Source organism: Blautia sp. AF19-10LB (genome assembly GCF_003461245.1).
GTDB lineage: Bacteria > Bacillota > Clostridia > Lachnospirales > Lachnospiraceae > Blautia_A > Blautia_A intestinihominis.
This window is the reverse complement of sequence record NZ_QTWS01000016.1, coordinates 33,681-56,331: the sequence shown is the minus strand read 5'-3', so window position 1 is coordinate 56,331 and position 22,651 is coordinate 33,681. Positions and strand designations below refer to the sequence as shown.

The window sequence follows — 22,651 nt, the reverse complement described above, 5'->3', positions numbered from 1 at the left end:
CGATGCCGGAAGTGCCTGTTATGTTGACTTTTGGGCATTGCCCGAAAACAGGTGCATTTCGTTGACTTTTTTTATACAAAATAATATAATTAGTGAGCGGATACAAGGAGGAGATTTATGGTACAGAAAAACGGACTGGAAGATTATTATGTAATCAGAAACCAGAAGAAATTACACTTTGGTTATACGACTGGTTCCTGTGCGGCTGGGGCTGCCAGGGGAGCAGTACGACTTCTGCTTGGAGAGGATGAGATCAGTGAAGTGGAGCTGATGACTCCGAAGGGAATCCTTCTTCACCTGGAGATCCTGGACAGGAAACGAAGTGAGAACGCGGCAAGCTGCGCGGTCCGTAAGGATGCAGGAGACGATCCGGATACCACAAATGGAATCCTGGTTTATGCGAAAGTTGAGAAATTTTTGATACGGTCAGATATGGAAGACCGCATCGTGATAGATGGAGGTATCGGAGTAGGACGGGTGACGAAGCCCGGGCTTTCCCAGAAGGTCGGGGAGGCTGCGATCAATCCGGTGCCGAGAGCTATGATCTTACAGGCAGTCGAAGAAATTGCAGATCAGTATCACTATGAGGGCGGACTCAAAGTGACGATCTCTGTGCCGGAAGGGGAGAAGATAGCCAGAAAGACCTTCAATCCCCGTCTGGGAATCGTGGGCGGAATATCGATTCTTGGAACATCCGGTATCGTAGAGCCTATGAGTGAGAAAGCTCTGATCGACAGTATCCGGGTGGAAATGACACAGCATGCAGCAATGGGTGAGCAGTACATGCTTGTGACACCTGGAAACTACGGAGCCGATTATCTGAGGGAGCACATGGAGCTTCCTTTCGAAAAAAACATCAAATGCAGCAACTATGTAGGTGAGACGATCGACATGGCAGTAGATATGGGCGTGAAAGGGATTCTTTTTATCTCTCATATCGGCAAATTTGTCAAGGTTGCGGCAGGGATCATGAACACCCATTCACACAGTGCAGATGCACGTATGGAGGTACTTTGTTCCAATGCCATCCGTGCAGGCGGGGATCTTGCATGTGCCAGATCCATTCTGCAGTGTAATACCACAGACGAAGCATTGCGAGTCCTCGACGAGAACCACATTCTTAAGGAAACGATGAAGGAGATCACAGACAGGATCCAATTCTATCTGGACCATCGCTCCTACCAGCAGATCCTGCTCGGAGCAGTGATCTTTTCCAATGAATATGGATACCTCGGACAGACAGCAAATGCAGCGGAATTGATCGATAAAATTAGCAAAGGAGAAAAGGAATAATGGTTCATTTTGTAGGAGCAGGACCGGGAGCACCGGATCTTATCACAGTCAGAGGAAAACAGTATCTTGAGGAGGCGGACGTGATCATTTATGCAGGATCTCTTGTAAATCCGCAGCTTCTTGAATACAGCAAGGACGTATGTACGATCCACAACAGTGCCAAGATGACACTGGAAGAAGTAATTTCTGTCATCGAAAACGCAGAGGCAGAGGGTAAGATGACCGTACGTCTTCACACCGGCGATCCGTGTATCTACGGTGCGATCCGTGAGCAGATGGACATTCTCGATGAGAAGGGGATTTCCTACGATTACTGTCCAGGAGTCAGCGCATTCTGCGGTGCAGCAAGTGCACTGAATCTGGAGTACACACTTCCGGAGATCTCACAGAGCGTGATCATCACCAGAATGGAAGGACGTACACCGGTTCCGAGCAAGGAGAGCATCCAGTCTTTTGCGGCACATCAGGCAACCATGGTCATATTCTTGAGTACCGGAATGCTCGAAGAACTGAGCAGACGACTGATCGAGGGCGGATACACAGCAGATACACCGGCAGCGATCGTTTACAAGGCAACCTGGCCGGATGAGAAGAAATTTGTCTGCACAGTCGGAACACTTGCACAGACAGCAGCAGAGAACAACATTACCAAGACTGCACTTATGATCATCGGAGATTCTGTCAAGGCAGCCCAGTACGACCGTTCCAAGCTTTATGATCCGGGATTTACCACAGAATTCCGTGAAGCGACCAAATAAGAATAATATGGATATTTCTATCATATGCTTCAGCCTTACCGGATTTCAGACAGCTCTGAAACTCCAGGAAGGACTGAACGCACAGGGGTATCACACCAAACTTTACAAAAAGAGTAAATATCTGGAAGATTCTGTTACGGAAAGTACAGGAAACTGGACAGCAGAGCATTTCCAGAAGGATGACGGGATGATCTTTGTCGGAGCCTGCGGGATCGCCGTACGCAGCATCGCACCACAGGTTGCCAGTAAGAAATCAGATCCGGCAGTTCTTGTCGTGGATGAGTGCGGACAGTTTGTGATCTCACTTTTGTCCGGACACCTGGGCGGGGCGAATGCACTGACTCTTGAAACGGCAGAGATTCTGGAGGCACAGCCGATCGTGACGACAGCGACTGACCTTCATAAGCGGTTCGCAGTTGATGTTTTTGCCAAAAAAAACGGCTGTGAGATCTTCTTCATGAAAGCAGCGAAGGAAGTCTCAGCGGCACTGCTTGCGGGTGAGTCCGTGGGATTTTACAGTGAATTTCCATTTGAAGGATCTCTTCCAGAAGGACTGACAGCGTGCAGCGCGGATGGAACCCCGTTCGATGGAGGAACTGCCCCGGAGATCGGTGTTGCGGTTACGATCCACCCGTCCTGTCTGCCGTTTGCCTCTACCACGCAGGTAGTTCCGCCGGCAGTCACACTCGGAATGGGATGCCGTAAGAACAAAGAAACAGAAGTCATCCTGAGAGAAGCAGAGAACTGCCTCAGGGAAGCGGATATCTACCGTCAGGCAGTTGGAAATCTTGCAAGCATTTCCCTTAAGAAAGACGAGCCTGGGCTTAATGCCCTGGCAGAGGAATGGAAGATCCCTTTTGTCACTTATACAGAAGAAGAATTAAAAGAAGTAAAAGGAGAATTTACTCCATCTGCTTTTGTCCGGACCATCACAGGCGTAGAGAATGTCTGTGAGAGAAGCGCAGTACTTGCATCCGGCAATGGCAGCCTTATCAGAAAAAAGACCGGGAGAGAGGGCGTGACGACAGCTCTGGGACTCCGGAAATGGGAGGTACATTTTGAATAAAATATATGTTGTAGGAATCGGACCGGGAGGCTGTGATCAGATGACCGGTATAGCAATGGAAGCTCTGAAAAAAAGTGATGCGATTATCGGATATACCGTCTATGTAGATCTTGTCAAAGACACATTTCCGGACAAAGAATTCCTGACCACACCAATGAAAAAAGAAGTTGACCGCTGCGTTCTGGCATTTGAGGAAGCAATGAAAGGCAAAGTTGTTTCCATGATCTGCAGTGGAGATGCCGGTGTTTACGGTATGGCAGGCCTTATGTATGAAGTTGGCGTAAATTATCCGGAAGTAGAACTTGAGATCGTCCCTGGTGTCACAGCAGCACTTGGCGGGGCAGCAGTCCTTGGTGCACCACTGATCCATGATTTCTGTCTCATCAGTTTAAGTGACCTTCTCACTCCGTGGGAAAAGATCGAGGCAAGACTTCTCGGCGCATCTCAGGCAGATTTCGTGATCTGTCTCTATAACCCATCCAGCAAAAAACGTCATGATTATCTTCAGAAAGCTTGTGACCTGATGATGCAGTACAAATCCCCGGACACTGTCTGCGGAACTGTCTGCAATATCGGACGTGAAGGAGAAGAATATCATCTGATGACTCTGAAAGAACTTCGTGACACACAGGTGGATATGTTTACAACCGTATTTATCGGAAATTCTCAGACAAAAGAAATCAACGGCAAGATGGTAACACCACGAGGATACAGGAATGTATAAAGTCATTGTATTTGCCGGGACGACCGAAGGATACGAGATCAGTCGTTTCCTCGGTGAAAACCAGATCCCGGTGCTGGCATGCGTGGCGACAGAATATGGTTCTAGATCCCTCAAAGAGAGTTCCAGTCTGCATGTACAGGCGGGACGTCTCGACGAGAATGAGATGAAAGAGCTTTTTTCCAGAGAAAAACCGGAACTTGTTCTGGATGCGACACATCCTTACGCAGCAGAAGTGACAAGAAATATCCGAAAAGCCTGCGAGGAAGCCGAAGTCTCTTATACGAGGATCCTCCGTACAGGCAGCGGACAGCAGAACGCTGTCTATGTTAAGGATACACAGGCAGCGGCAGAGTACCTGAAAGGAACTACAGGGAATGTTCTCCTGACCACAGGAAGCAAGGAACTGGCGGCATTTACCTCCGTTCCGGATTATAAGGAGCGCTTGTTTGCAAGAGTGCTGTCCCTTCCGTCCGTGATCGAATCCTGTCAGGCACTTGGTTTTGAAGGCCGGAACCTGATTGCGATGCAGGGACCTTTTTCCATGGAAATGAATCGGGCGATGCTTACGCAGTATGAGTGCAGATATCTGGTTACCAAGGATTCCGGCAAAGCCGGCGGCTTTCTTGAGAAGATCCAGGCGGCCGAAGCCTGTGGTGCAACTGTTGTGATCATCGGAAGACCTCTCGCAGAAGAGGGTCTGTCTCTGCGGGAATGCAGGCATATGCTGATCGAACGCTACGGACTTACCAGAAAACAGAAGGTCACACTTCTCGGAATCGGCATGGGAAGCCCGAAGACTCTGACGCAGGAGGGTCAGGAAGCTGTCCGAAACGCGGATCTTATCGTAGGCGCAAAGCGAATGGTCGATGCTGTCCGGCTTTCTGGACAGGATGTTTTTTATGAATATCGGAGCAAAGAGATCGCAGAGTATCTGATCGCACATCCGGAGTACACCAAAGTTGTAGTTGCACTTTCCGGTGATGTTGGATTTTACAGCGGGGCGAAGAAACTTGCAGAACTTCTCGGACCGGATACGGAAATGATCTGTGGGATCTCATCTGTGGTTTATTTTATGTCAAAGATCGGCCTGTCCTGGGACGACGCAAAGATCGTCAGCGCGCATGGAAAAACCTGCAATCTCATTTCCCTGATCCGCACGAACCGCAAGGTTTTTGCAATCCTCGGAACGGGTGACGGAGTGCGTAAACTGGCAGAGAAGCTTATATTTTACGGAATGGGCGACGTTATTCTTCATGTCGGAGAAAATCTTTCCTATGATAACGAGAAGATCCTGGCGAAACCAGCCAGAGAACTTGTTTCCTATGAGGGAGATCCTTTGAGCGTAGTCTGTGCATATAATCCACAGGCAGAACTGGAACTGGCAACTCATGGAATTCCAGACGAAGAATTTATCCGCGGCAAGGCACCGATGACCAAGACAGAAGTGCGTACCGTTTCTCTCTCCAAACTGAGACTTCCAAAAGATGCCATCTGCTACGACATTGGTGCAGGAACAGGTTCTGTTTCTGTCGAAATGGCACTTCGCGCATCTGAAGGCGGGGTCTATGCGATCGAGAAAAAGGAGGATGCCCTGGCACTCCTTCAGGAGAATAAGAAGAAATTTGCACTGGACCATATGTACATCGTTCCGGGAACCGCACCGGAGGCACTTGAGGAACTTCCTGTGCCGACACACGCTTTTATAGGCGGATCTTCCGGAAATATGAAGGAGATCGTGGAGCTTCTGCTGAATAAGAACCCACAGGTGCGTATTGTGATCAACTGCATTACTCTGGAAACCGTGGGCGAGGCACTTGACTGCATCCGTGAACTTGAGAAGCAGGAAACTTATCAGTGCGAGAGCGAAGTCGTACAGCTCTGCGCTTCCAGATCCAAAAATATCGGACGTTACCATATGATGATGGGCGAAAATCCAATCTATATCATCACGGTACAGGCACACGAGAAATCCGAAACACAGGAGGAACAGGTATGAAGATCCCGAGAATCCTTCTGGCAGCAGGCTCCAGCGGAAGCGGCAAGACCCTGATCACCTGCGGGCTTCTTGAAGCACTGGTGGAGCGCGGTCTTAAGACGGCGTCCTTTAAATGCGGGCCGGATTACATCGATCCGATGTTCCACAGCCGGGTGATCGGGACAAAGTCCCGGAATCTGGACACCTTTTTTACAGGATCAGAGGTAACGAAATATCTTCTGACCCGAAATGCCAGAGACTGTGAGATCGCAGTCATGGAAGGTGTCATGGGCTTTTATGACGGCGTTGCGGGAACTACGACCACAGCCAGTGCCTATGACCTTGCCAAAGTGACCGATACACCAGTCATCCTGATCGTAAACAGCCGTGGGATGAGTGTGTCCCTGGCTGCCTATGTCAAAGGTTTCCTGGAATATAAGAAGGACAGCCACATCAAAGGTGTGATCTTTAACCAGATGTCTCCCATGCTCTATCCGAGAATGAAGAAACTTCTGGAAGAAGAACTGGGTGTTGCGGTTCTTGGTTATGTACCGAAGGTTGAGGACTGTGTGATCGAAAGCAGACATCTTGGTCTGGTCCTTCCGGATGAGATCCCGGAACTGAAAGACAGGCTTCATAAGCTTGCAGGCGTTCTGGAAGAGACACTTGACATCGACCGGATCCTGGAACTGGCGGGCGAGGCACCGGATCTTCTGGATGCGAAGCCGGAGTCAGTGACCGATTTCAGACTCTCCGAGCCGGTGCGTATCGGCGTTGCGGAGGATGAGGCGTTCTGCTTTTTCTATGCAGACAATTTCCGTCTTCTGGGCGAGATGGGGGCAGAGATTGTTCCATTTTCACCGATGGAAGATAAGCAGCTTCCGGATGATCTGGACGGGCTTTTGTTATACGGCGGCTATCCGGAATTAAACGGAAAAAAACTGGAACAAAATACCACAATGAAAGACATGATACGGGAAAAACTGAAAGCAGGGATGCCATGTATGGCAGAATGCGGAGGCTTTATGTATCTCCACAAGGAAATGGAGGGCATGGATGGGAACTTCTACCAGATGGCAGGGGTGATCCCGGGAAAAGCATACCGCACACCGAAACTTTCCAGATTTGGCTATGTGACACTGACACAGAAAAAGCCGGCTCTTGGAATGGAAGATTTCGGAGAGATCCCGGCACATGAGTTCCACTATTTTGATTCCGAAAACTGCGGCGGGGATTTTCATGCGGCGAAGCCGGAGAGTAAGCGTGGATGGGACTGTATCCATGGAACGGACACGATGCTGGCTGGTTTTCCACATCTTTATTATTATGGAAATCCCGAAGTACCGAAGGCATTTCTTAAAAAATGCCTCGCATACAAAAAACAACGATGTTCCTGCAAGCAGGAAGGTCAGGAAGAGTGACAAATGTGATCTATCATACGATAGCCCTGGCAGCAGGGTTTTTACTTGATCTGATATTTGGAGATCCCAGGTGGCTGTATCATCCGGTCTGCCTGATCGGAAATCTGATCTCCGTTCTTGAAAAGGGAATCCGCAGGATCTTTCCGAAGACAAATGCAGGAGAACTGGCTGGCGGAGTTGTGGAAACGATTCTTGTCTGTCTGTTTTCCTTTGGCGTGCCGGCTGTGCTCCTGTCTCTTCTGTACGGACATTTCCCGGTGGCGGGTGTGATCCTGGAGACATTCTGGTGCTACCAGCTCCTTGCTACCAGATCGTTAAAGGATGAGAGCATGAAGGCCTATGACCGGCTGGTAAACGGTACGATCGAGGAGGCGCGTTATGCAGTGTCCATGATCGTAGGACGTGATACCCAGGAACTCACCGATACAGGTGTCACAAAGGCAGCCGTGGAGACTGTGGCAGAGAACTGTTCTGACGGTGTGATCGCTCCGATGATCTATATGGCGATCGGCGGCGCACCGCTGATGTTTCTTTATAAAGGGATCAATACCATGGATTCCATGCTCGGCTACAAAAATGACAAGTATCTGTACTTTGGAAGATGCAGTGCCAAGCTTGATGATGTGGCAAACTTTTTTCCGGCAAGGATCTCTGGCTGGCTGATGGTTGCGGCAGCTTTTGTCTGTGGAATGGATGGCAAAAACGCAGCAAAGATCTACCGGAGAGACAGAAGAAACCATGCAAGCCCGAACTCTGCACAGACAGAGGCAGCAATGGCAGGAGCGCTTGACGTACAGCTTGCCGGCAATGCCTGCTATTTTGGCAAATTATACGAAAAACCGACGATCGGAGACCCGATTCGCGCTGTGGAACCGGAGGATATCAGACGCTCCAACCGTCTGATGTACGGAACTGCTTTTCTTGGCATTCTGATCTGCCTTATCATCCGCATCGCCGTCGGGTTCTGGATCCTGTAATACCACAACAGGCAGCAAAGGAGAAATGAAATGAAACACGTACATGGGGGAAATATCTATACTTACAAAAACTGTCTTGATTTTTCTGCAAACTGTAATCCCCTTGGAACACCGGAGAGTGTCAAGCAGGCAGTCCGGGACAGTCTGGACCATCTCAAAGACTATCCGCAGGTGGGATACGCGCCGCTGAAAGAAGCAATCGCTGCCTATGAGGATGTCAAACCGGAGAATATCATCTGTGGAAACGGTGCGGCGGAGCTGGTCTTTTCACTGTGCCATGCACTCAAACCGAAGAAAGCACTGATTCCGATTCCTACATTTGCAGAATATGAGCAGGCACTGGAAAGTGTCGGGGCAGAGGTGGAGCATGTGCTTCTCAAGGAAGAAGATGAATTCCGTGTTCAGGATAGTTTTATTGACTGGCTGCACAAAGATCTGGATATGGTATTTCTTTGTAATCCCAACAATCCGACGGGGATACTGACGGACAGAGAATTTCTGTTCAGACTGCTCCGTGTCTGCCGGGAAATGGGAATCTTTCTGGTGGTGGATGAATGTTTTCAGGATTTTATCCGCGAACCGGGACAGTACAGCCTCAAGGCACAGCTTCCGAGGTATCACAATCTGTTTCTTCTCAAAGCATTTACAAAGCGTTATGCGATGGCGGGTGTGCGTCTTGGATATGGAATTACAGAAAATGAGGAACTTCTTGAAAAGATGACACAGGCTACACAGCCATGGAATATTTCGATTCCTGCACAGGCGGCAGGAATTGCGGCACTTGGTGAAGTCGAATATGTCGAAAGAGCGAGAAAACTGATCTTTGCGGAATCTGAATATTTAAGTGAAGAATTATATAAGCTTGGGATGACCGTTTTTCCTTCTCAGGCAAATTATCTGTTTTTCAAGGGACCGGAAGATCTTTTTGAGATCTGCGTGGGACAGAATGTTCTGATCCGCGACTGCAGTAACTATCCGGGACTTGGTAAGGGATTTTACAGAGTGGCAGTACGCACCCATGAGGAAAATGAGCGTCTGATCCAGGCAATCCATGACGGTCTCATGGAAGCAAGAAAGAAAACACAGGAAGAAGAGGGGGAGGAGTAAAATGGCAAAAGCGATCATGGTGCAGGGAACGATGTCAAATGCGGGCAAGAGCCTTCTGGCAGCGGGACTCTGCCGTATCTTTAAACAGGATGGATACCGTGTGGCTCCCTTTAAGTCACAGAATATGGCATTGAATTCCTTTATCACAAAGGAAGGACTGGAGATGGGAAGAGCGCAGGTCATGCAGGCAGAGGCTGCCGGGATCGAACCGTCCGTCCTTATGAACCCGATCCTTCTGAAACCGACCAACGATGTGGGCTCTCAGGTCATTGTAAACGGAGAAGTCCTTGGCACAATGAGCGCAAGGGATTATTTTGCTTACAAGAAAAAACTTGTCCCGGACATCATGAAAGCATTTGATGTACTTGCAGCAGAGAATGATATCATCGTGATCGAAGGTGCAGGAAGCCCGGCAGAGATCAACCTCAAAAAAGAGGATATCGTAAACATGGGAATGGCGAAGATGGCAAAAGCACCGGTCCTTCTGGTCGGAGATATCGACCGCGGCGGTGTGTTTGCACAGCTTTACGGAACCGTGGAGCTTCTGGAGGAAGACGAGCGAAAGATGATAAAGGGTCTGATCATCAACAAATTCCGCGGTGATAAGACGATCCTTGATCCGGGCGTGGAGATGCTGGAGAGCAAATGCAGGATCCCGGTTGTCGGTGTCGCACCGTATCTTAACATCCAGGTGGAGGACGAGGACAGCCTGACAGAGCGCTTTGACCGTCCGCAGGAAGTTGGGATGATCGATATGGCAGTCATCCGTGTGCCGAGGATCTCCAATTTCACAGATTTTAATCCACTGGAGAGCATACCGGGAGTTTCTCTTCGCTATGTACAGCATCCGTCCGACCTTAAGAATCCGGATGTGATCTTCCTTCCGGGAACAAAGAATACGATGGATGACCTTAAGTGGCTCCGTGAGAGCGGGATGGAGGCTCTGATCCTCAAGGCAGCAGCTTCCGGTACCCTGATCTTTGGTGTCTGCGGCGGCTATCAGATGCTGGGCGAGACTTTAAGTGATCCGCATGGTGTGGAAGCGGGAGGTTCCATGCGTGGAATGGGACTTCTGCCGATGGATACCGTATTTGCGGAGAAAAAGACAAGGACACAGGTTACCGGACGTTTCCTTTCCCTGGAAGGCGATTATGCACCGCTTAAAGATGTCGAATTTACAGGATATGAGATCCATATGGGCGAGAGCACCTGGAAAGAGGGCGCCTCTGCCAGCACCTTTACGAAGGATACCGTGACAGGAAGCGAGAAGAGAGAAGGTACGTTCTACCACAATATCTGCGGTACTTATGTGCATGGAATCTTCGACAAGGAAGAAGTTGCACTCGGTCTCGTAAAAGCGGTGGGCGACAAAAAGGGAATCGATGTATCCGAGATGGAGGGCGTGGATTTTGCAGCATTTAAGGAGACACAGTATGATATCCTGGCAGCAGAACTGCGGAAACATCTGGACATGAAAAAAATCTATGAGATACTGGACGAGGGAATCGAGGAGGAGAAAGCCTGATGAAAGTAGAACTTGAAAATGTAAAACCGATGGACATCGAGAAGAGAAGCTTTGAGATCATCACGGAAGAACTCGGGGATACCCCGCTGCTCCCGGGAACAGAACTGGTGGTGAAACGCTGCATCCATACAAGTGCAGATTTTGACTATGCCAGAAATCTTTGTTTTTCCCCGGATGTTATCGAGAAGGCAATGGATGCGATCAAAAACGGAGCCTGCATCGTCACAGACACACAGATGGCTAAATCCGGCATTAACAAACGCGCCCTTGCCCGTTATGGCGGTGAGGTTTACTGCTTCATGTCCGATGAAGATGTGGCAAAGACCGCAAAAGAAAACGGAACCACGAGAGCGACTGCAAGCATGGACAAAGCAGCTACTCTCGATAAAAAGCTGATCTTCGCGATCGGAAATGCGCCGACGGCACTGGTGCGTCTCTATGAACTGATCGAGGACGGCAAACTGGATCCGGAACTGATCATCGGTGTTCCGGTAGGATTTGTCAATGTGGTGCAGTCCAAGGAACTGATTATGCAGTCCGGAGCACCGTATATCGTTGCAAGAGGACGCAAGGGCGGCAGCAATATCGCAGCCTGCATCTGCAATGCACTTTTGTACATGATCGACAATCGAAGGGATTAAAGAAAAACACCTGTTCCAGAGAAAAGGAGGGACAGGTGTCAGGTGATCATTATTTATTAAGAAGTTCTTTCAGGAGCCGGCATGCCGGGGCAAAATCGTCTGCGGGGATCGAGGAACAGGAAAGCAGGAGCGTGATCGTGTCTGCGCCTTCCTCGAGAATCAGCAGATCGAAGCCCTTCATGCGGGTTTCTTTTTTTAGTTCCAGGCCGGTCCGGGCGTAGGGAACAGTCAATGCGAGGCTTGTTCCGGCGGCACCTGTCTGGATCGTACAGTCACTGCCAAAGGTGTTCCGCACTTCGTTTTTCAGTTTTTTGAGTTTCTGCGCGTAGAGTTTCTTGAGCTTTTTGGTCTGTGAAGTCAGGTGACCGTCGCGGATAAACTGGCAGAGTGCGATCTGTTCGGCCTTGGAGGCAGTCTGGCTGTAGCGGTCTGCGACAGCAGCGTATTTCCTGGAAAGATTCGGTGGCAGGACCATGAAACTTAAGCGGATCGACGGAAGCAGCAGACGGGAAAATGACCCGATATAAACAACTCCATGTCCACCGGCAAGGTTAAAAAGGGACGGGGTCGGCCGCTGAAAATTGACGAATTCATTCTCAAAGTCATCCTCGATGATCAGGCTGCCCTTCTGAGCCGCGTAATGTACCAGTTCCATACGGCGGCTGACCGGCATGATCTCGCCCCATTTGGTCATATGGGCAGGAGAAACGTAGATGACATCACAGTCCTTGTTGCGGTACTGCACTTCAAAACCATAGCCTGCAAAGATCGTACTTCCCTGTACAAAAGAAGCATTCGGGAAAGAAACGGACTTTCTGTCCCGGATCAGAGGACAGAGAAGGTTCAGAAGACTCTGCACACCGGCTCCGATCACGATATCATCGGCAGAGCAGTTGACATTCCTCCGCTGTCGGATATAGTCAGCGAGCACCTGACGGAGATCCGCCTCACCCTGCGGTTCGCCGTAAGAGAGAAGACGGTCACTCTGGCGCAGCGCACTCTTGATATAACGCTGCCACAGATCGAAGCGAAAGCTTTCCCGGTCGACACCGTTGGAGGCAAAATCATACTGCACCAGCGGAAGATCTGCATGCCAGGAAGCGGTGGACACTGGTTTCTGGTCGGCGATACTGGTTACGTAGTAACCGCTCTGGGCACGGGCGACGATGTAGCCGTCTGCGGCAAGCTGAAGGTAGGCATTCTCGATCGTGGTGCGGCTGAGTTTCAGTTCTGTGGCGCATTTACGCAGGGAAGGCATACGGCTTCCGGCAGGAATGCGATGCTCCATGATCAGATTTTTGTAATGGTCGTATACCTGGAGATACAGGCTTTCTTTGGTGGAATGGAATGCTAGACTCATAAACTGTCCCCTCAAAAATGAATAAAAGTGGTTATTTTTATAAATACACTTAGGTGCTATTCTAAATCAGAATATGACAAAAAGCAAGACAAGGAGACAATACTTTGAAGAAAATTGCAGTTCTCAATGACCTGTCCGGGATGGGAAAATGCTCCCTGACAGCAGCGATACCGGTGATCTCGGTGATGGGGGTGCAGGCATGTCCGCTTCCTACTGCTATTTTGAGTGCACAGACCGGTTTTCCGTCTTATTATTGTGATGATTATACAGACCGTATGGATATCCTGATGGACGAATGGCAGAAGATGGATTTTCACCCGGATGGCATTTATACAGGATTCCTGGCTGATGCTGCACAGGCAGACAAGGCGGTGGATTTTATACAGAGATTTAAGAAAAAAGAAACAAAAGTCCTCGTTGACCCGGTCATGGGTGATGATGGGGAGGAATACCCGATCTATACAGAAGAACTGTGCGAAAAGATGAGAATGCTTGTCAGAGAGGCAGCAGTGATCACTCCGAACATCACGGAAGCGTTGCTTCTTCTCTATGGAAGAGAAAAAATGCACACAGAATGGCAGAAGATTTCCGGTTTCTCCGGAGAGGAATTTCTGAAATATGTCCAGACGATCGGCAGCCTGCTTACAGAGAAATTTGATGTGGAAGCTGTGATCACGGGCATCAGCCATGAAGAAGATGGTGCGAAGTACATCAGCAACCTTATCTGCAAAAAAGCAGCGCAGACCTGGGTGACAACGAAGAAAGAGGGCGGCAGCTATTCTGGTACGGGAGATCTGTTTGCCTCTATCTTAAGTGCAGGGATGGTCAAGGGGACTGATACCGCTGCTTCCGTACAGAAAGCGGTGAATTTCCTTGCAAAAGGAATCCATGATGCTGTAGAAGAAGGAACAGATCGAAATGAAGGAATCTGTTTCGAAACTTATCTCTATGAACTTGCAGATGTAAAATAACAGAAAAATACCCGCCGGTGGTCGCAGTCGATCGATCCGGCGGGTATTTTTTATTTAAAGATTCTTGTAACTATTTAGTAGGTAGTATCCCGCGAGGTGTTTTGGCATGTTTTTTGCCAAAATCCCGAGACATACAAGGCAAAATGCTATCACCGAAGGTGATCTGGAATGCATTTTGACTCGTAACTGTAAGGGTACTGAACAGTTACAGATTCTTTTTCTTATAGATAAACCAGGAGGCGATCCCTGTAAATACCAGAAGGTAAACAAGCAGGATCACAATTCCCGAAAATGCAAAGCCTTCACCAGCAGAAATGCTTCGGATCATGTGGCTTGTCTGGGAAAGCGGAAGCGCGGCTACGAACTTTCCGATAAAGCCAGGAAGCTTCTCAGTGGAAAAGAAGGTGTTGCAAAGATAAGCCATCGGCATGATGATGTAGTTGGAAAAACGCGGTACATCGGCGTGGTTTTTTGCAAGGAAAGAAACAACCACTCCGATCGCAGAAAACACTGCTCCGTTTAAGAACATCACCAGGAAGGACCATCCATTGAAGATCAGTCCTGTGTCGATCGGCAGAGTCAGGATCAGGATCACACCTCCGGCATAAAATCCACGGAGACTTCCTCCGATGATCTGACCGGCAATAAACTGCCACAGAGGCGTCGGTGAGATCATGACCTGGTCGAATGCTTTTTCGTACAGTCTCTGTACGTTCAGGTTCTGGGCGATCGCATTGAAACTTCCGTTCATGGTCGTCAGAGATACGACACCGGGGATCAGGAAATTCAGATAAGGCTGTCCGTGGGACGTTGTCTGGATCCCCATTCCAAATACGACAAGATACATCAGAGGCGCGATCATGGCTGCCAGGGTGATCTTGTAGAAATCTCTGCGGAATTCTACCCATTTTTCCCATAAAATTGTTATAATTCCCATAATTGACCTCCCTTTATGACGGCATCAGATGACGGCCGGCACGTTCCACAAATACATCTTCCAGTGTGGTCTCACGAAGAGAAGCCTGTCCCGGAATGCCGGACAGATAATCAATGGCTTCCTGACGGCTGTGGAAATAGCGGCTGACGGTATTTCCATCCGGTCCGGGCTCATCGATCGTGTAGGCTCCAAGACTCTCGATCAATGCGGAAGGTGTGCTGATTTCCTCAAGTTTACCGTGATCCATCAGGGCGACGCGGTTGCAGAGGTTCTGGGCTTCTTCCATATAGTGTGTGGTCAGAAGGATCGTCAGGTTTTTGCCGTTCAGCTTGCGGAGAAGGTTCCACATCTGTCGTCTGGAAAGCGCGTCCATTCCGGCGGTCGGCTCATCCAGAAGAAGGATCTCCGGATCTGTAAGAAGGGCACGGCAGACCATCAGTTTACGCTTCATACCGCCGGAAAGCTTGCGGACGGTACGTCTGCGGAATTTGATCAGGTCACAGAACTCCAGAAGTTCCTCTGTACGCCGTTTGATCTCCTTGCGCGGCATGAAATAAAGCCTGCCCTGATATTCCATGATCTCGTCCATGGTCATATCCTGGCGCATGGAATATTCCTGGGTGATCACGCTGATCTTGCGTTTTAGGTCCGGGCGGTTTCGTTTCAGTGTCTGGCCATCGATCAGAATCTCTCCCTTTGTAGGAAGGAGCAGGGTGGACAGAAGACTGATCGTCGTTGTCTTTCCTGCACCGTTCGGACCAAGAAGACCGAAAAACTCTCCCGTTTCAATCTTGAGATCCAGGGAATCCACGGCTGTGAAATTATCAAATGTCTTGGTCAGATTTCTGGTTTCGATCATTTTTATTTTTTCTCCTTTGCGATGATCAGGGAATAATAACCTGCATCATCCGGAATCTCCTCAACACTTCTGTAAATATGTTCTTCTGGCATACCGCAGTTCTCGACCATCAGGACATCACGGTCGCTCTTTGCGAGGATTTCCTTGACCTGGTTCATCTTTTTGCCTGATTTCATGAGTATATAGTTGCCGGATTCGCTGAGGTCGCTGTCCAGGCGGTGAACAGCCGGCACGATATGAAGCTGCTCATTCCACTCGGAAAGAGAAATGTTCAGGCGGGCAGCAGCGGCACAGAAAGAAGTGATCCCGCTCACCAGCTCTGTGTGATATCCGTCAGCCTCCACACGGTGCTGCAGATAGGAAAAAGTGGAGTATACACAAGGATCTCCAAGTGTCAGGAAGACAACGTTTTTGCCCTGGTCAAGACAGGCTTCCAGAGTTTTGGCTCCCTTTGCGTGGTTTTCTTCGAGTTCTTTTGCGTCGTGTGTCATTGGCATGTAGATCGGAAGAAGTTCTTTGTCGGCTAATTCCGGCACTGCCTGGACTGCGATCTTGTAGGCAACGGTTTCTTTGACATCTGCTCCCGGTACGGCGATGATCTCATTCTCGCGGATCATGCGGACTGCCTTCAGTGTCATTAATTCCGGATCCCCAGGTCCGACTCCTACGCCATATAATGTTCCTTTCATTGGTAAAAAACCTCCTGATATTTAAAAATATTAATTGATATAATTACTCACATTCTTTTTATTATACTAGAACATTATATAGTTTGCAATGTGTGATTTGCTGTGCTATAGTAGTTTTCAGAGTAATGAAAAATGAAACGGGGTTTGAAGTACGATGCATAAATATAAGAAATTTCTGACAGTCTGTTCTCTGGCAGCACTGGTATCCTCCTGTACTGCACCATTTGTCTGTATGGCGGCAGCAGATACGACAGAAATGCAGGCGGTAGAATTTGACAGGGAAGATGGAGAATATTCCATTCAGGTAGATCTGGAGGGCGGAAGCGGCAAGGCGAGCGTGACTTCCCCGACACTTTTTACCGTGAAGGACGGAAACGGATACGCACAGATTCAGTGGAGCAGTTCAAATTATGATTACATGATCGTGGACGGGGAGAAATATCTTCCGACGAATGAAGAGGGCATGAACTCTGTATTTGAGATCCCGATCCTTACACTTGATGAGGCAATGCCGGTGGTGGCAGACACAACAGCGATGGGAACACCGCATGAGATTGATTATACATTAACTTTTTATTCAGATTCCATCGGCTCCAAGAGCCAGCTCCCGCAGGAGGCTGCCAAGAGAGTCGTTGGCGTTGCAATGGTAATCATCGTTGGCGGCGGGATCCTGAATTATTTTGTCAACAAACGCAACAGATGTTAGGGACATTTATGAAAAACATTAAGGAGATTTGGCACTAAGGGATGGTGCCAAATCTCTTTTTCTATTTCTTGAAAAGTACAATGGTTTTTCGCTATAATGAACTCATCAAGAAGAGAGTAACTGGCCGGTTACACCTCAGAAAAAAAGTAAAACAAAACCGAAAAGACGGACAGAGAGAAGGGAATCTGTTCACAAAAAAATCAAAATGAGGTGTAAACACAATGAAAGAAAAAGTTCAGGTATTTGGAAGGTTTTTGAGCGGAATGGTCATGCCGAACATCGGCGCATTCATCGCATGGGGGCTCATCACAGCGCTTTTTATCGAGACAGGATGGTGTCCGAATGAGAAACTCGCACAGTTTGTAACTCCGATGTCAACCGTACTGCTGCCGCTTCTGATCGCATACACTGGCGGTTCTGCCGTAGCAGGACAGCGCGGCGGCGTGATCGGTGCGATCGCGACCATGGGTGTGATCGTCGGTTCTGACATCCCGATGTTCATCGGTGCCATGATCGTCGGACCGCTGGCTGCATGGATCATCAAGAAATTTGACAAAGCAGTTGAGGGTCACATCAAAGCCGGCTTTGAAATGCTGGTAAATAACTTTTCGCTTGGTATCATCGGTGCGATCCTTGCATGTCTTGCCATGTATGGAGTTGCCCCGCTCGTAACAGGAATGAACTCCGTTATGAGAGCCGGTGTAGATGTCTTTGTTTCACACGGACTTCTTCCGCTGGCAAGTATCTTTATCGAACCTGCAAAAGTATTATTCTTAAACAACGCGATCAACCACGGGATCTTATCCCCAATGGGAATCCAGCAGGTAGAGGAAACAGGAAAATCCATTTTCTTCCTGCTTGAAGCAAACCCGGGACCGGGACTTGGAATCTTGCTTGCTTACTGCATCGCAGGCAAAGGAAATGCGAAGAGCTCTGCACCTGGAGCAGTGATCATCCATTTCCTCGGCGGAATCCATGAAATCTATTTCCCGTACATCCTTATGAACCCGTTGCTTCTGATCTCTGTCATCGCAGGCGGCGCAAGTGGAATCTTCTGCTTCAACTTATTTAACGTAGGTCTTACCGCTCCGGCTTCACCGGGAAGTATCATCGCGATCATGATGATGGCAGAAAAACATAGCTATTTTGGACTGATCGTCGGCGTTGCAGTGGCAGCACTTGTCTCCTTTGCAATCTCCGTGCCGATCCTCAAATTCATGGGCAAGGATACATCACTGGAAGATGCACAGCGTCAGAAAGATGCCATGAAAAAACAGGCAAAAGGAATCACAGCAGAAACAGCAGCTACTGTACCGGCAGCAAATACAGGAAAAGTAACAAAGATCGCTTTTGCATGCGATGCAGGAATGGGATCCAGCGCAATGGGCGCAACGGTCCTCAAGAAAAAACTTGTAGCAGCAGGTCTTGAGGGAATCGAAGTCATCCACACTCCGGTATCCAGCATCCCGGCAGATGTACAGATCGTTGTCACACATGAGGAACTGGGAGAGCGCGCCGCACACAGCAATCCGAATGCAGAACGCATCCTGATCACCAACTTCCTTGCTGCACCGGAATATGCAACACTGGTAGAAAATCTGAAAAAGAGAAATTTATAATTTATCAGATGCCCTCTAAAATTTTAATATAACCGCAATGATCCCACACGTAACTGTTCACGGGTAATATCCCGCGAGGTGTTTTGCCATGAATATGGCAAAATCCCGAGACATACGGGGCAAAATGCCATCACCGAAGGTGATTTGGAATGCATTTTGACCAAGTTACTGTGAACGGAGTGAACAGTAACATCCCACACGTTGGTTATGCACCTTAACCGGAGCGAATTGACGGGTGGGATTGTTGTATGATAAAATTATTTACAGAATTAAAACGGGTAGCAGACAGGCGGCGGGGAGTCTGTCTGACGCGGGGGAACGTTATGAATGTGATACAGAAAACAGGAAAATTTTATTCAAGGATCATCATGAAAAACATCGGCATTTTTGTCTTTATCGGTCTTCTGTCTGTGGTATTCCAGACCGAAGGGTGGTTTCCGAATGAAGATATCTATGCGATCTCACAGGTTGCTTATCGCTATGTCCTGCCATGCATGATCGCCTATGAGGGCGGAAACCTTCTCAGCGATTCATTTGGAGGGCTGGCGGCAGTCATGGCACTCTGCGGGATCCTTCTGCGGGATCCGGAGGCAGGGATCTTTGGGGCAATGGTCTCGGCACCACTCGGAGGATACCTCTGGAAAAAAGAACGGGAATTTCTGGAGCGGGACTGTTTCGCAGAGACCAAGATGCTGTTCCGAAATCTGCTCCTGGGGCTTACCGGGGCGGTTCTTGCGGTCGGGGAATATTATCTTCTGGCAGAAGCAGTGACTGTCTTTGCAGTAGCAGCCGGCAGCTGCATCGGATGGATCCTGGAGCATGGCTATATCGCAGTCCTGAATGTCCTGATCGAGCCGGCGAAGGTTTTTTTCCTGAACAATATCATGAACCATGGGATCCTTGTTCCGCTGGGGATGAGCCAGGCAGAGCAGACTGGAGGTTCGCTCCTTTTTCTGCTTGAGACGAACCCGGGACCGGGACTTGGGATGCTGCTTGGACTGCTTTTATACAAAAGAAAAAATGTCAAACGCCGTCAGGAACTGGCGACAGCTGCATTTACACAGGCGATCGGAGGAATCCATGAAGTTTATTTTCCCTTTGTACTTGCGGATCTGGGACTTCTGCTTCCATTGATCGTGGGTGGTGTTGCGGGAAGTATCTGGTTTTCCATTTTTCACTGTGAGACAGCGGGCGTGATCTCGCCGGGAAGTGTTCTGACTATTCTGATCATGGCAGGAAGAAGCAGTATGCTGCCGGTGCTTGGAGGGATCTTTGTTTCTACGGCTGTGTCCGGCGTTGGAAGTTATCTGTATCTGTGCTGGAGAGGTGAGAGGAAAGAAGTGCCGCAGTCGGAAATACCGGAGAGTGAGAAGCAGGAAGAACTTGAGAAAGAAAATACAGAAATGTCCGGACTGGAGCGTGAACTGGAAACTGCATCAGAACAGGAGGAGAAACCCATGCCAGAAAATATTTATCAGAACTTACATAAAATAGGCTTCGTCTGTAACGGAGGAATGGGCTCCAGCGCAATGGGTGCGGCCCTGTTCCGACGCGCACTCAAAACAGCCGGTATCACCGGGATCCAGGTGGAAGTTTATGCCGCAGACCTGATCGAAGAGGACATTGACCTGATCGTCTGTCAGAAAGAATTTTATGCGCTGAATCCACAGCTGCATGAGAAAGCCTGTCATGTGATCGCCGGATTTACCGACAGAGAAGAATACACAAAACTGATCCAGTGCATCCAGGATGCACAGAACGGGGGAACACGATGAAGTTAAGCAATATTTCGCCCCGCGTCAGCCAGATCCTGCAGATTCTTCTGGAACAGAATGCGCCGATCTCTGTGAAAGCGCTTGCAGAGCAGATGAATTTAAGCAAGCGCACGATCCAGAGAGAGATGGATTCTATCAACACGATCCTCAAAGGATATGAGATCACCTTGAATTCCAAAACAGGAATCGGCATCTGGCTCGAGGGCAGCGAGGACAAAAAACAGGAACTGCGGCACGATCTGTCGATGGATGACCGCCTGGATGTCAGCAACCGCGAAGAACGCAGGAAGCGTCTGACGCTTGAGATCCTCAAGGAAAAAGAACTCCGCAAACTGTTTTATTACAGCAGCCGTTTCCAGGTAAGTGAGGCGACGATCAGTGCAGATCTGGAGGCAATCGAAGGATGGCTGACCAGATACGGGCTCCGGATCACGCGCAAGCCGGGAAGCGGGATCTCCATTTCCGGAAGTGAGGAAGCATACCGCCGTGCGATCCGTGCATTTATCAACGAAAATATTGATACCCATATGCTGAGAGAAGCCTACGAGTCTACAGAGAGTGACGCAGAGGGTTATGCATCGCTGCAGTACGGAGATATCGGTAAGATCTTGAATGATGATATCGTGAAGCGTGTGATCGCCTGCCTGTCAGGGATGGACAATACCCGTGTGATGACTCTGACAGAGAGTTCCTATGTCGGTCTGGTGATCCATATTGCGATCGCGATCAACCGGATCCTCAAGGATGAAGTGATCGACACGGATGCATCCTGGCAGCAGGGACTTGTGGAGGATGCAGATTATCACCTTGCAGAGCAGATCGTAGAAGAGCTGGAGGAAGAGTTTGAGATCGAGATCCCGGCAGTGGAGGTTTCCTATATCTGCCTGCACATCAAGGGAGCAAAGCATGAAAAGATCCAGTGGGACGGACAGAAGATCAATGCGATCGAGAACAGGGAACTCCGGGGGCTTCTTAATGAAATGGTGGATGCTTTTGACCCGGAAAGTGCGTATCTTCTGAAGCAGGATGAGGAATTTATCCAGGGCCTTCTCGCACACTTACGTCCGACTTTGATCCGCCTGGATCACGGTATGCAGATCCAGAATCCGGTGCTGGATGATATTAAACAGAATTATACGGATATTTACCAAAAATGCCTGAACGTTTCCAAAGTGCTGGAACGTTTTACCGGAAAGCCGGTTCCGGAGGAGGAGACAGGATTTCTGACCGTGCATTTCGGTGCGGCTATGGTGCGTCAGGAAGGACGCAAAGAAGAGATCCGGCAAGTGGATGTGGGAATCGTCTGCTCGAGCGGGATCGGTATTTCCCGTCTGATGCTGTCGAAGCTCAATAAGCTGTTTGGCGACCGCGTGAACCTTACTGCTTATGGCAAAAACGACATTACTTCCTATGTACAGGGAAAAACAGACTTTTTTGTATCCAGTCTTCCGATCGAAAAAGCGGAGATCCCGGTGATCCATGTCAACCCGCTTCTGAATGAGGAGGACATCGATCAGATCCGTAAGATGATCTATCAGTATCAGCGGATGCCGACCAAACATAAACAGGAAGATCTTTTTTCCGTGCAGCTTGACCAGATCAACCAGATGGCGGCACAGATCAACATTGTCATTAAGGATATGGAGCTTTTTTATGTGGATGTGGACATTACGTTTGAGGAACTTCTGCATCAGATCGGTGAGAGACTTTCGCCATATTCCGACCAGAGCCAGATCATCCAGGAGGATCTGATGCGGAGGGAGCAGGTGTCCTCGCAGATCTTTGCGGAGTTTGGCTTTGCGCTCCTGCATACCAGAACAAAAGGCGTGACGCGCCCGGTATTTGCCGTGTGCATGCCGGAGGAAAATGTGGCATTTAAAGATCCGTATTTCAAACAGATCACGGTGGCTTTTGTCATGCTGGTACCAGACGATGAGCTGGTAAAGATCAACAATGACATCATGGGACACATCAGCGGCATGCTCATCGAAGAACCGGAATTTATGGAGGTCGCAGAGCAGGGCGACAAGGAGCAGATCCGCACGCTGCTGTCCAGACATCTAAAACAATATTTCAGGAAATACATTTCAGGACTGTCATAAACGACAGTCCTTTTTGTTGTTATAAAACGTCTTTTTTCTTCAATTTTGGCACTAAGGGATGGTGCCAAATCCCCCTTTCTTTAAATTGAAATTTCCCATTTGCCATGCGTATAATAAAGTCACAAAGAGGGAAGCAAAAACAAATC

General features: G+C 48.9%; 19 protein-coding genes. 15 read left to right on the top strand and 4 right to left on the bottom strand.

Going from position 1 to position 22,651, the window contains the following annotated elements; all coding sequences use genetic code 11:
• Positions 1-117 precede the first annotated feature (117 nt).
• Genes cbiD through DWX28_RS10215 form a run of 10 tightly spaced genes read left to right on the top strand, consistent with a single transcriptional unit; the run spans position 118 to position 11,487 of the window.
• Positions 118-1,293: a cobalt-precorrin-5B (C(1))-methyltransferase CbiD gene (cbiD, locus tag DWX28_RS10260; RefSeq protein WP_118252631.1), complete on the top strand. Its 1,176-nt coding sequence runs from the start codon at positions 118-120 to the stop codon at positions 1,291-1,293.
• Positions 1,293-2,051: a precorrin-4 C(11)-methyltransferase gene (gene cobM / locus DWX28_RS10255; protein WP_022215257.1), complete on the top strand. Its 759-nt coding sequence runs from the start codon at positions 1,293-1,295 to the stop codon at positions 2,049-2,051. Before cbiD ends, cobM begins: the two co-directional genes overlap by 1 nt.
• Positions 2,035-3,117 (top strand): cobalt-precorrin 5A hydrolase, encoded by a 1,083-nt coding sequence (locus DWX28_RS10250; RefSeq protein ID WP_330361775.1) that lies wholly within the window; start codon positions 2,035-2,037, stop codon positions 3,115-3,117. The genes cobM and DWX28_RS10250 overlap by 17 nt, the downstream gene beginning before the upstream one ends.
• A complete protein-coding gene (cobJ, locus tag DWX28_RS10245; protein ID WP_022215255.1) occupies positions 3,110-3,841 on the top strand; it encodes a precorrin-3B C(17)-methyltransferase in 732 nt (243 codons plus the stop codon). The genes DWX28_RS10250 and cobJ overlap by 8 nt, the downstream gene beginning before the upstream one ends.
• On the top strand, positions 3,834-5,837 hold the full coding sequence (gene cobK, locus DWX28_RS10240) for a precorrin-6A reductase (RefSeq protein ID WP_022215254.1): 2,004 nt from the start codon (positions 3,834-3,836) through the stop codon (positions 5,835-5,837). Before cobJ ends, cobK begins: the two co-directional genes overlap by 8 nt.
• Positions 5,834-7,237 (top strand): cobyrinate a,c-diamide synthase, encoded by a 1,404-nt coding sequence (locus DWX28_RS10235; protein ID WP_022215253.1) that lies wholly within the window; start codon positions 5,834-5,836, stop codon positions 7,235-7,237. Before cobK ends, DWX28_RS10235 begins: the two co-directional genes overlap by 4 nt.
• Positions 7,234-8,214, top strand: coding sequence for an adenosylcobinamide-phosphate synthase CbiB (cbiB, locus tag DWX28_RS10230; protein WP_330417649.1), 981 nt, complete (start codon positions 7,234-7,236; stop codon positions 8,212-8,214). The genes DWX28_RS10235 and cbiB overlap by 4 nt, the downstream gene beginning before the upstream one ends.
• Positions 8,215-8,244: 30 nt before the next feature.
• Positions 8,245-9,321 (top strand): threonine-phosphate decarboxylase CobD, encoded by a 1,077-nt coding sequence (gene cobD / locus DWX28_RS10225; RefSeq protein ID WP_022215251.1) that lies wholly within the window; start codon positions 8,245-8,247, stop codon positions 9,319-9,321.
• A gap of 1 nt (position 9,322) precedes the next feature.
• Positions 9,323-10,846 (top strand): cobyric acid synthase, encoded by a 1,524-nt coding sequence (locus DWX28_RS10220; protein WP_118252629.1) that lies wholly within the window; start codon positions 9,323-9,325, stop codon positions 10,844-10,846.
• A complete protein-coding gene (locus tag DWX28_RS10215; protein WP_022215249.1) occupies positions 10,846-11,487 on the top strand; it encodes a precorrin-8X methylmutase in 642 nt (213 codons plus the stop codon). Before DWX28_RS10220 ends, DWX28_RS10215 begins: the two co-directional genes overlap by 1 nt.
• Positions 11,488-11,536: 49 nt before the next feature.
• Here the strand turns inward: DWX28_RS10215 and pdxR are convergent, their stop codons facing one another.
• Positions 11,537-12,847, bottom strand: coding sequence for a MocR-like pyridoxine biosynthesis transcription factor PdxR (gene pdxR, locus DWX28_RS10210; protein WP_118252628.1), 1,311 nt, complete (start codon positions 12,845-12,847; stop codon positions 11,537-11,539).
• A 104-nt stretch (positions 12,848-12,951) separates the two neighbouring features.
• On the opposite strand from pdxR, the gene DWX28_RS10205 reads away from it, so the two are divergent.
• Entirely contained in the window at positions 12,952-13,818 is an 867-nt protein-coding gene (locus DWX28_RS10205) for a pyridoxamine kinase (protein ID WP_118252627.1), read from the top strand.
• A 205-nt stretch (positions 13,819-14,023) separates the two neighbouring features.
• On the opposite strand, the gene DWX28_RS10200 is transcribed toward DWX28_RS10205, so the two are convergent.
• From DWX28_RS10200 to cobI, 3 genes are read right to left on the bottom strand one after another with little or no spacing between them, the layout of a single operon-like run.
• Positions 14,024-14,755, bottom strand: coding sequence for an ABC transporter permease (locus tag DWX28_RS10200; RefSeq protein WP_022215246.1), 732 nt, complete (start codon positions 14,753-14,755; stop codon positions 14,024-14,026).
• 13 nt (positions 14,756-14,768) lie between these two features.
• Complete coding sequence (locus DWX28_RS10195; protein WP_022215245.1) at positions 14,769-15,614, bottom strand: ABC transporter ATP-binding protein; 846 nt, start codon at positions 15,612-15,614, stop codon at positions 14,769-14,771.
• 2 nt (positions 15,615-15,616) lie between these two features.
• Positions 15,617-16,303 (bottom strand): precorrin-2 C(20)-methyltransferase, encoded by a 687-nt coding sequence (gene cobI / locus DWX28_RS10190; protein ID WP_118252626.1) that lies wholly within the window; start codon positions 16,301-16,303, stop codon positions 15,617-15,619.
• Positions 16,304-16,457: 154 nt separating this feature from the next.
• On the opposite strand from cobI, the gene DWX28_RS10185 reads away from it, so the two are divergent.
• The 4 genes from DWX28_RS10185 (at position 16,458) to DWX28_RS10170 (ending at position 22,505) form a co-directional block, all read left to right on the top strand.
• Entirely contained in the window at positions 16,458-17,009 is a 552-nt protein-coding gene (locus tag DWX28_RS10185) for a hypothetical protein (protein WP_022215243.1), read from the top strand.
• Between the two features lie 221 nt (positions 17,010-17,230).
• A complete protein-coding gene (locus tag DWX28_RS10180) occupies positions 17,231-18,628 on the top strand; it encodes a PTS mannitol transporter subunit IICB (RefSeq protein ID WP_118252625.1) in 1,398 nt (465 codons plus the stop codon).
• A 248-nt stretch (positions 18,629-18,876) separates the two neighbouring features.
• Complete coding sequence (locus tag DWX28_RS10175; RefSeq protein ID WP_118252624.1) at positions 18,877-20,403, top strand: PTS mannitol transporter subunit IICB; 1,527 nt, start codon at positions 18,877-18,879, stop codon at positions 20,401-20,403.
• Positions 20,400-22,505, top strand: a complete 2,106-nt coding sequence (locus DWX28_RS10170) for a BglG family transcription antiterminator (protein ID WP_118252623.1) — start codon at positions 20,400-20,402, stop codon at positions 22,503-22,505. Before DWX28_RS10175 ends, DWX28_RS10170 begins: the two co-directional genes overlap by 4 nt.
• The last annotated feature ends 146 nt before the right edge of the window (positions 22,506-22,651 follow it).

What these genes read in the sequence shown, in the direction of transcription:
- cobK (WP_022215254.1), top strand. Translation starts at nt 3,834, where the DNA reads ATGTATAAAGTCATTGTATTTGCCGGGACGACCGAAGGATACGAGATC.
- DWX28_RS10170 (WP_118252623.1), top strand. Translation starts at nt 20,400, where the DNA reads ATGAAGTTAAGCAATATTTCGCCCCGCGTCAGCCAGATCCTGCAGATT.
- DWX28_RS10175 (WP_118252624.1), top strand. Translation starts at nt 18,877, where the DNA reads ATGATAAAATTATTTACAGAATTAAAACGGGTAGCAGACAGGCGGCGG.
- DWX28_RS10195 (WP_022215245.1), bottom strand. Translation starts at nt 15,614, where the DNA reads ATGATCGAAACCAGAAATCTGACCAAGACATTTGATAATTTCACAGCC.
- DWX28_RS10235 (WP_022215253.1), top strand. Translation starts at nt 5,834, where the DNA reads ATGAAGATCCCGAGAATCCTTCTGGCAGCAGGCTCCAGCGGAAGCGGC.
- DWX28_RS10180 (WP_118252625.1), top strand. Translation starts at nt 17,231, where the DNA reads ATGAAAGAAAAAGTTCAGGTATTTGGAAGGTTTTTGAGCGGAATGGTC.
- cobI (WP_118252626.1), bottom strand. Translation starts at nt 16,303, where the DNA reads ATGAAAGGAACATTATATGGCGTAGGAGTCGGACCTGGGGATCCGGAA.
- DWX28_RS10220 (WP_118252629.1), top strand. Translation starts at nt 9,323, where the DNA reads ATGGCAAAAGCGATCATGGTGCAGGGAACGATGTCAAATGCGGGCAAG.
- cobM (WP_022215257.1), top strand. Translation starts at nt 1,293, where the DNA reads ATGGTTCATTTTGTAGGAGCAGGACCGGGAGCACCGGATCTTATCACA.
- pdxR (WP_118252628.1), bottom strand. Translation starts at nt 12,847, where the DNA reads ATGAGTCTAGCATTCCATTCCACCAAAGAAAGCCTGTATCTCCAGGTA.
- DWX28_RS10215 (WP_022215249.1), top strand. Translation starts at nt 10,846, where the DNA reads ATGAAAGTAGAACTTGAAAATGTAAAACCGATGGACATCGAGAAGAGA.
- cbiD (WP_118252631.1), top strand. Translation starts at nt 118, where the DNA reads ATGGTACAGAAAAACGGACTGGAAGATTATTATGTAATCAGAAACCAG.
- DWX28_RS10185 (WP_022215243.1), top strand. Translation starts at nt 16,458, where the DNA reads ATGCATAAATATAAGAAATTTCTGACAGTCTGTTCTCTGGCAGCACTG.
- cobD (WP_022215251.1), top strand. Translation starts at nt 8,245, where the DNA reads ATGAAACACGTACATGGGGGAAATATCTATACTTACAAAAACTGTCTT.
- DWX28_RS10200 (WP_022215246.1), bottom strand. Translation starts at nt 14,755, where the DNA reads ATGGGAATTATAACAATTTTATGGGAAAAATGGGTAGAATTCCGCAGA.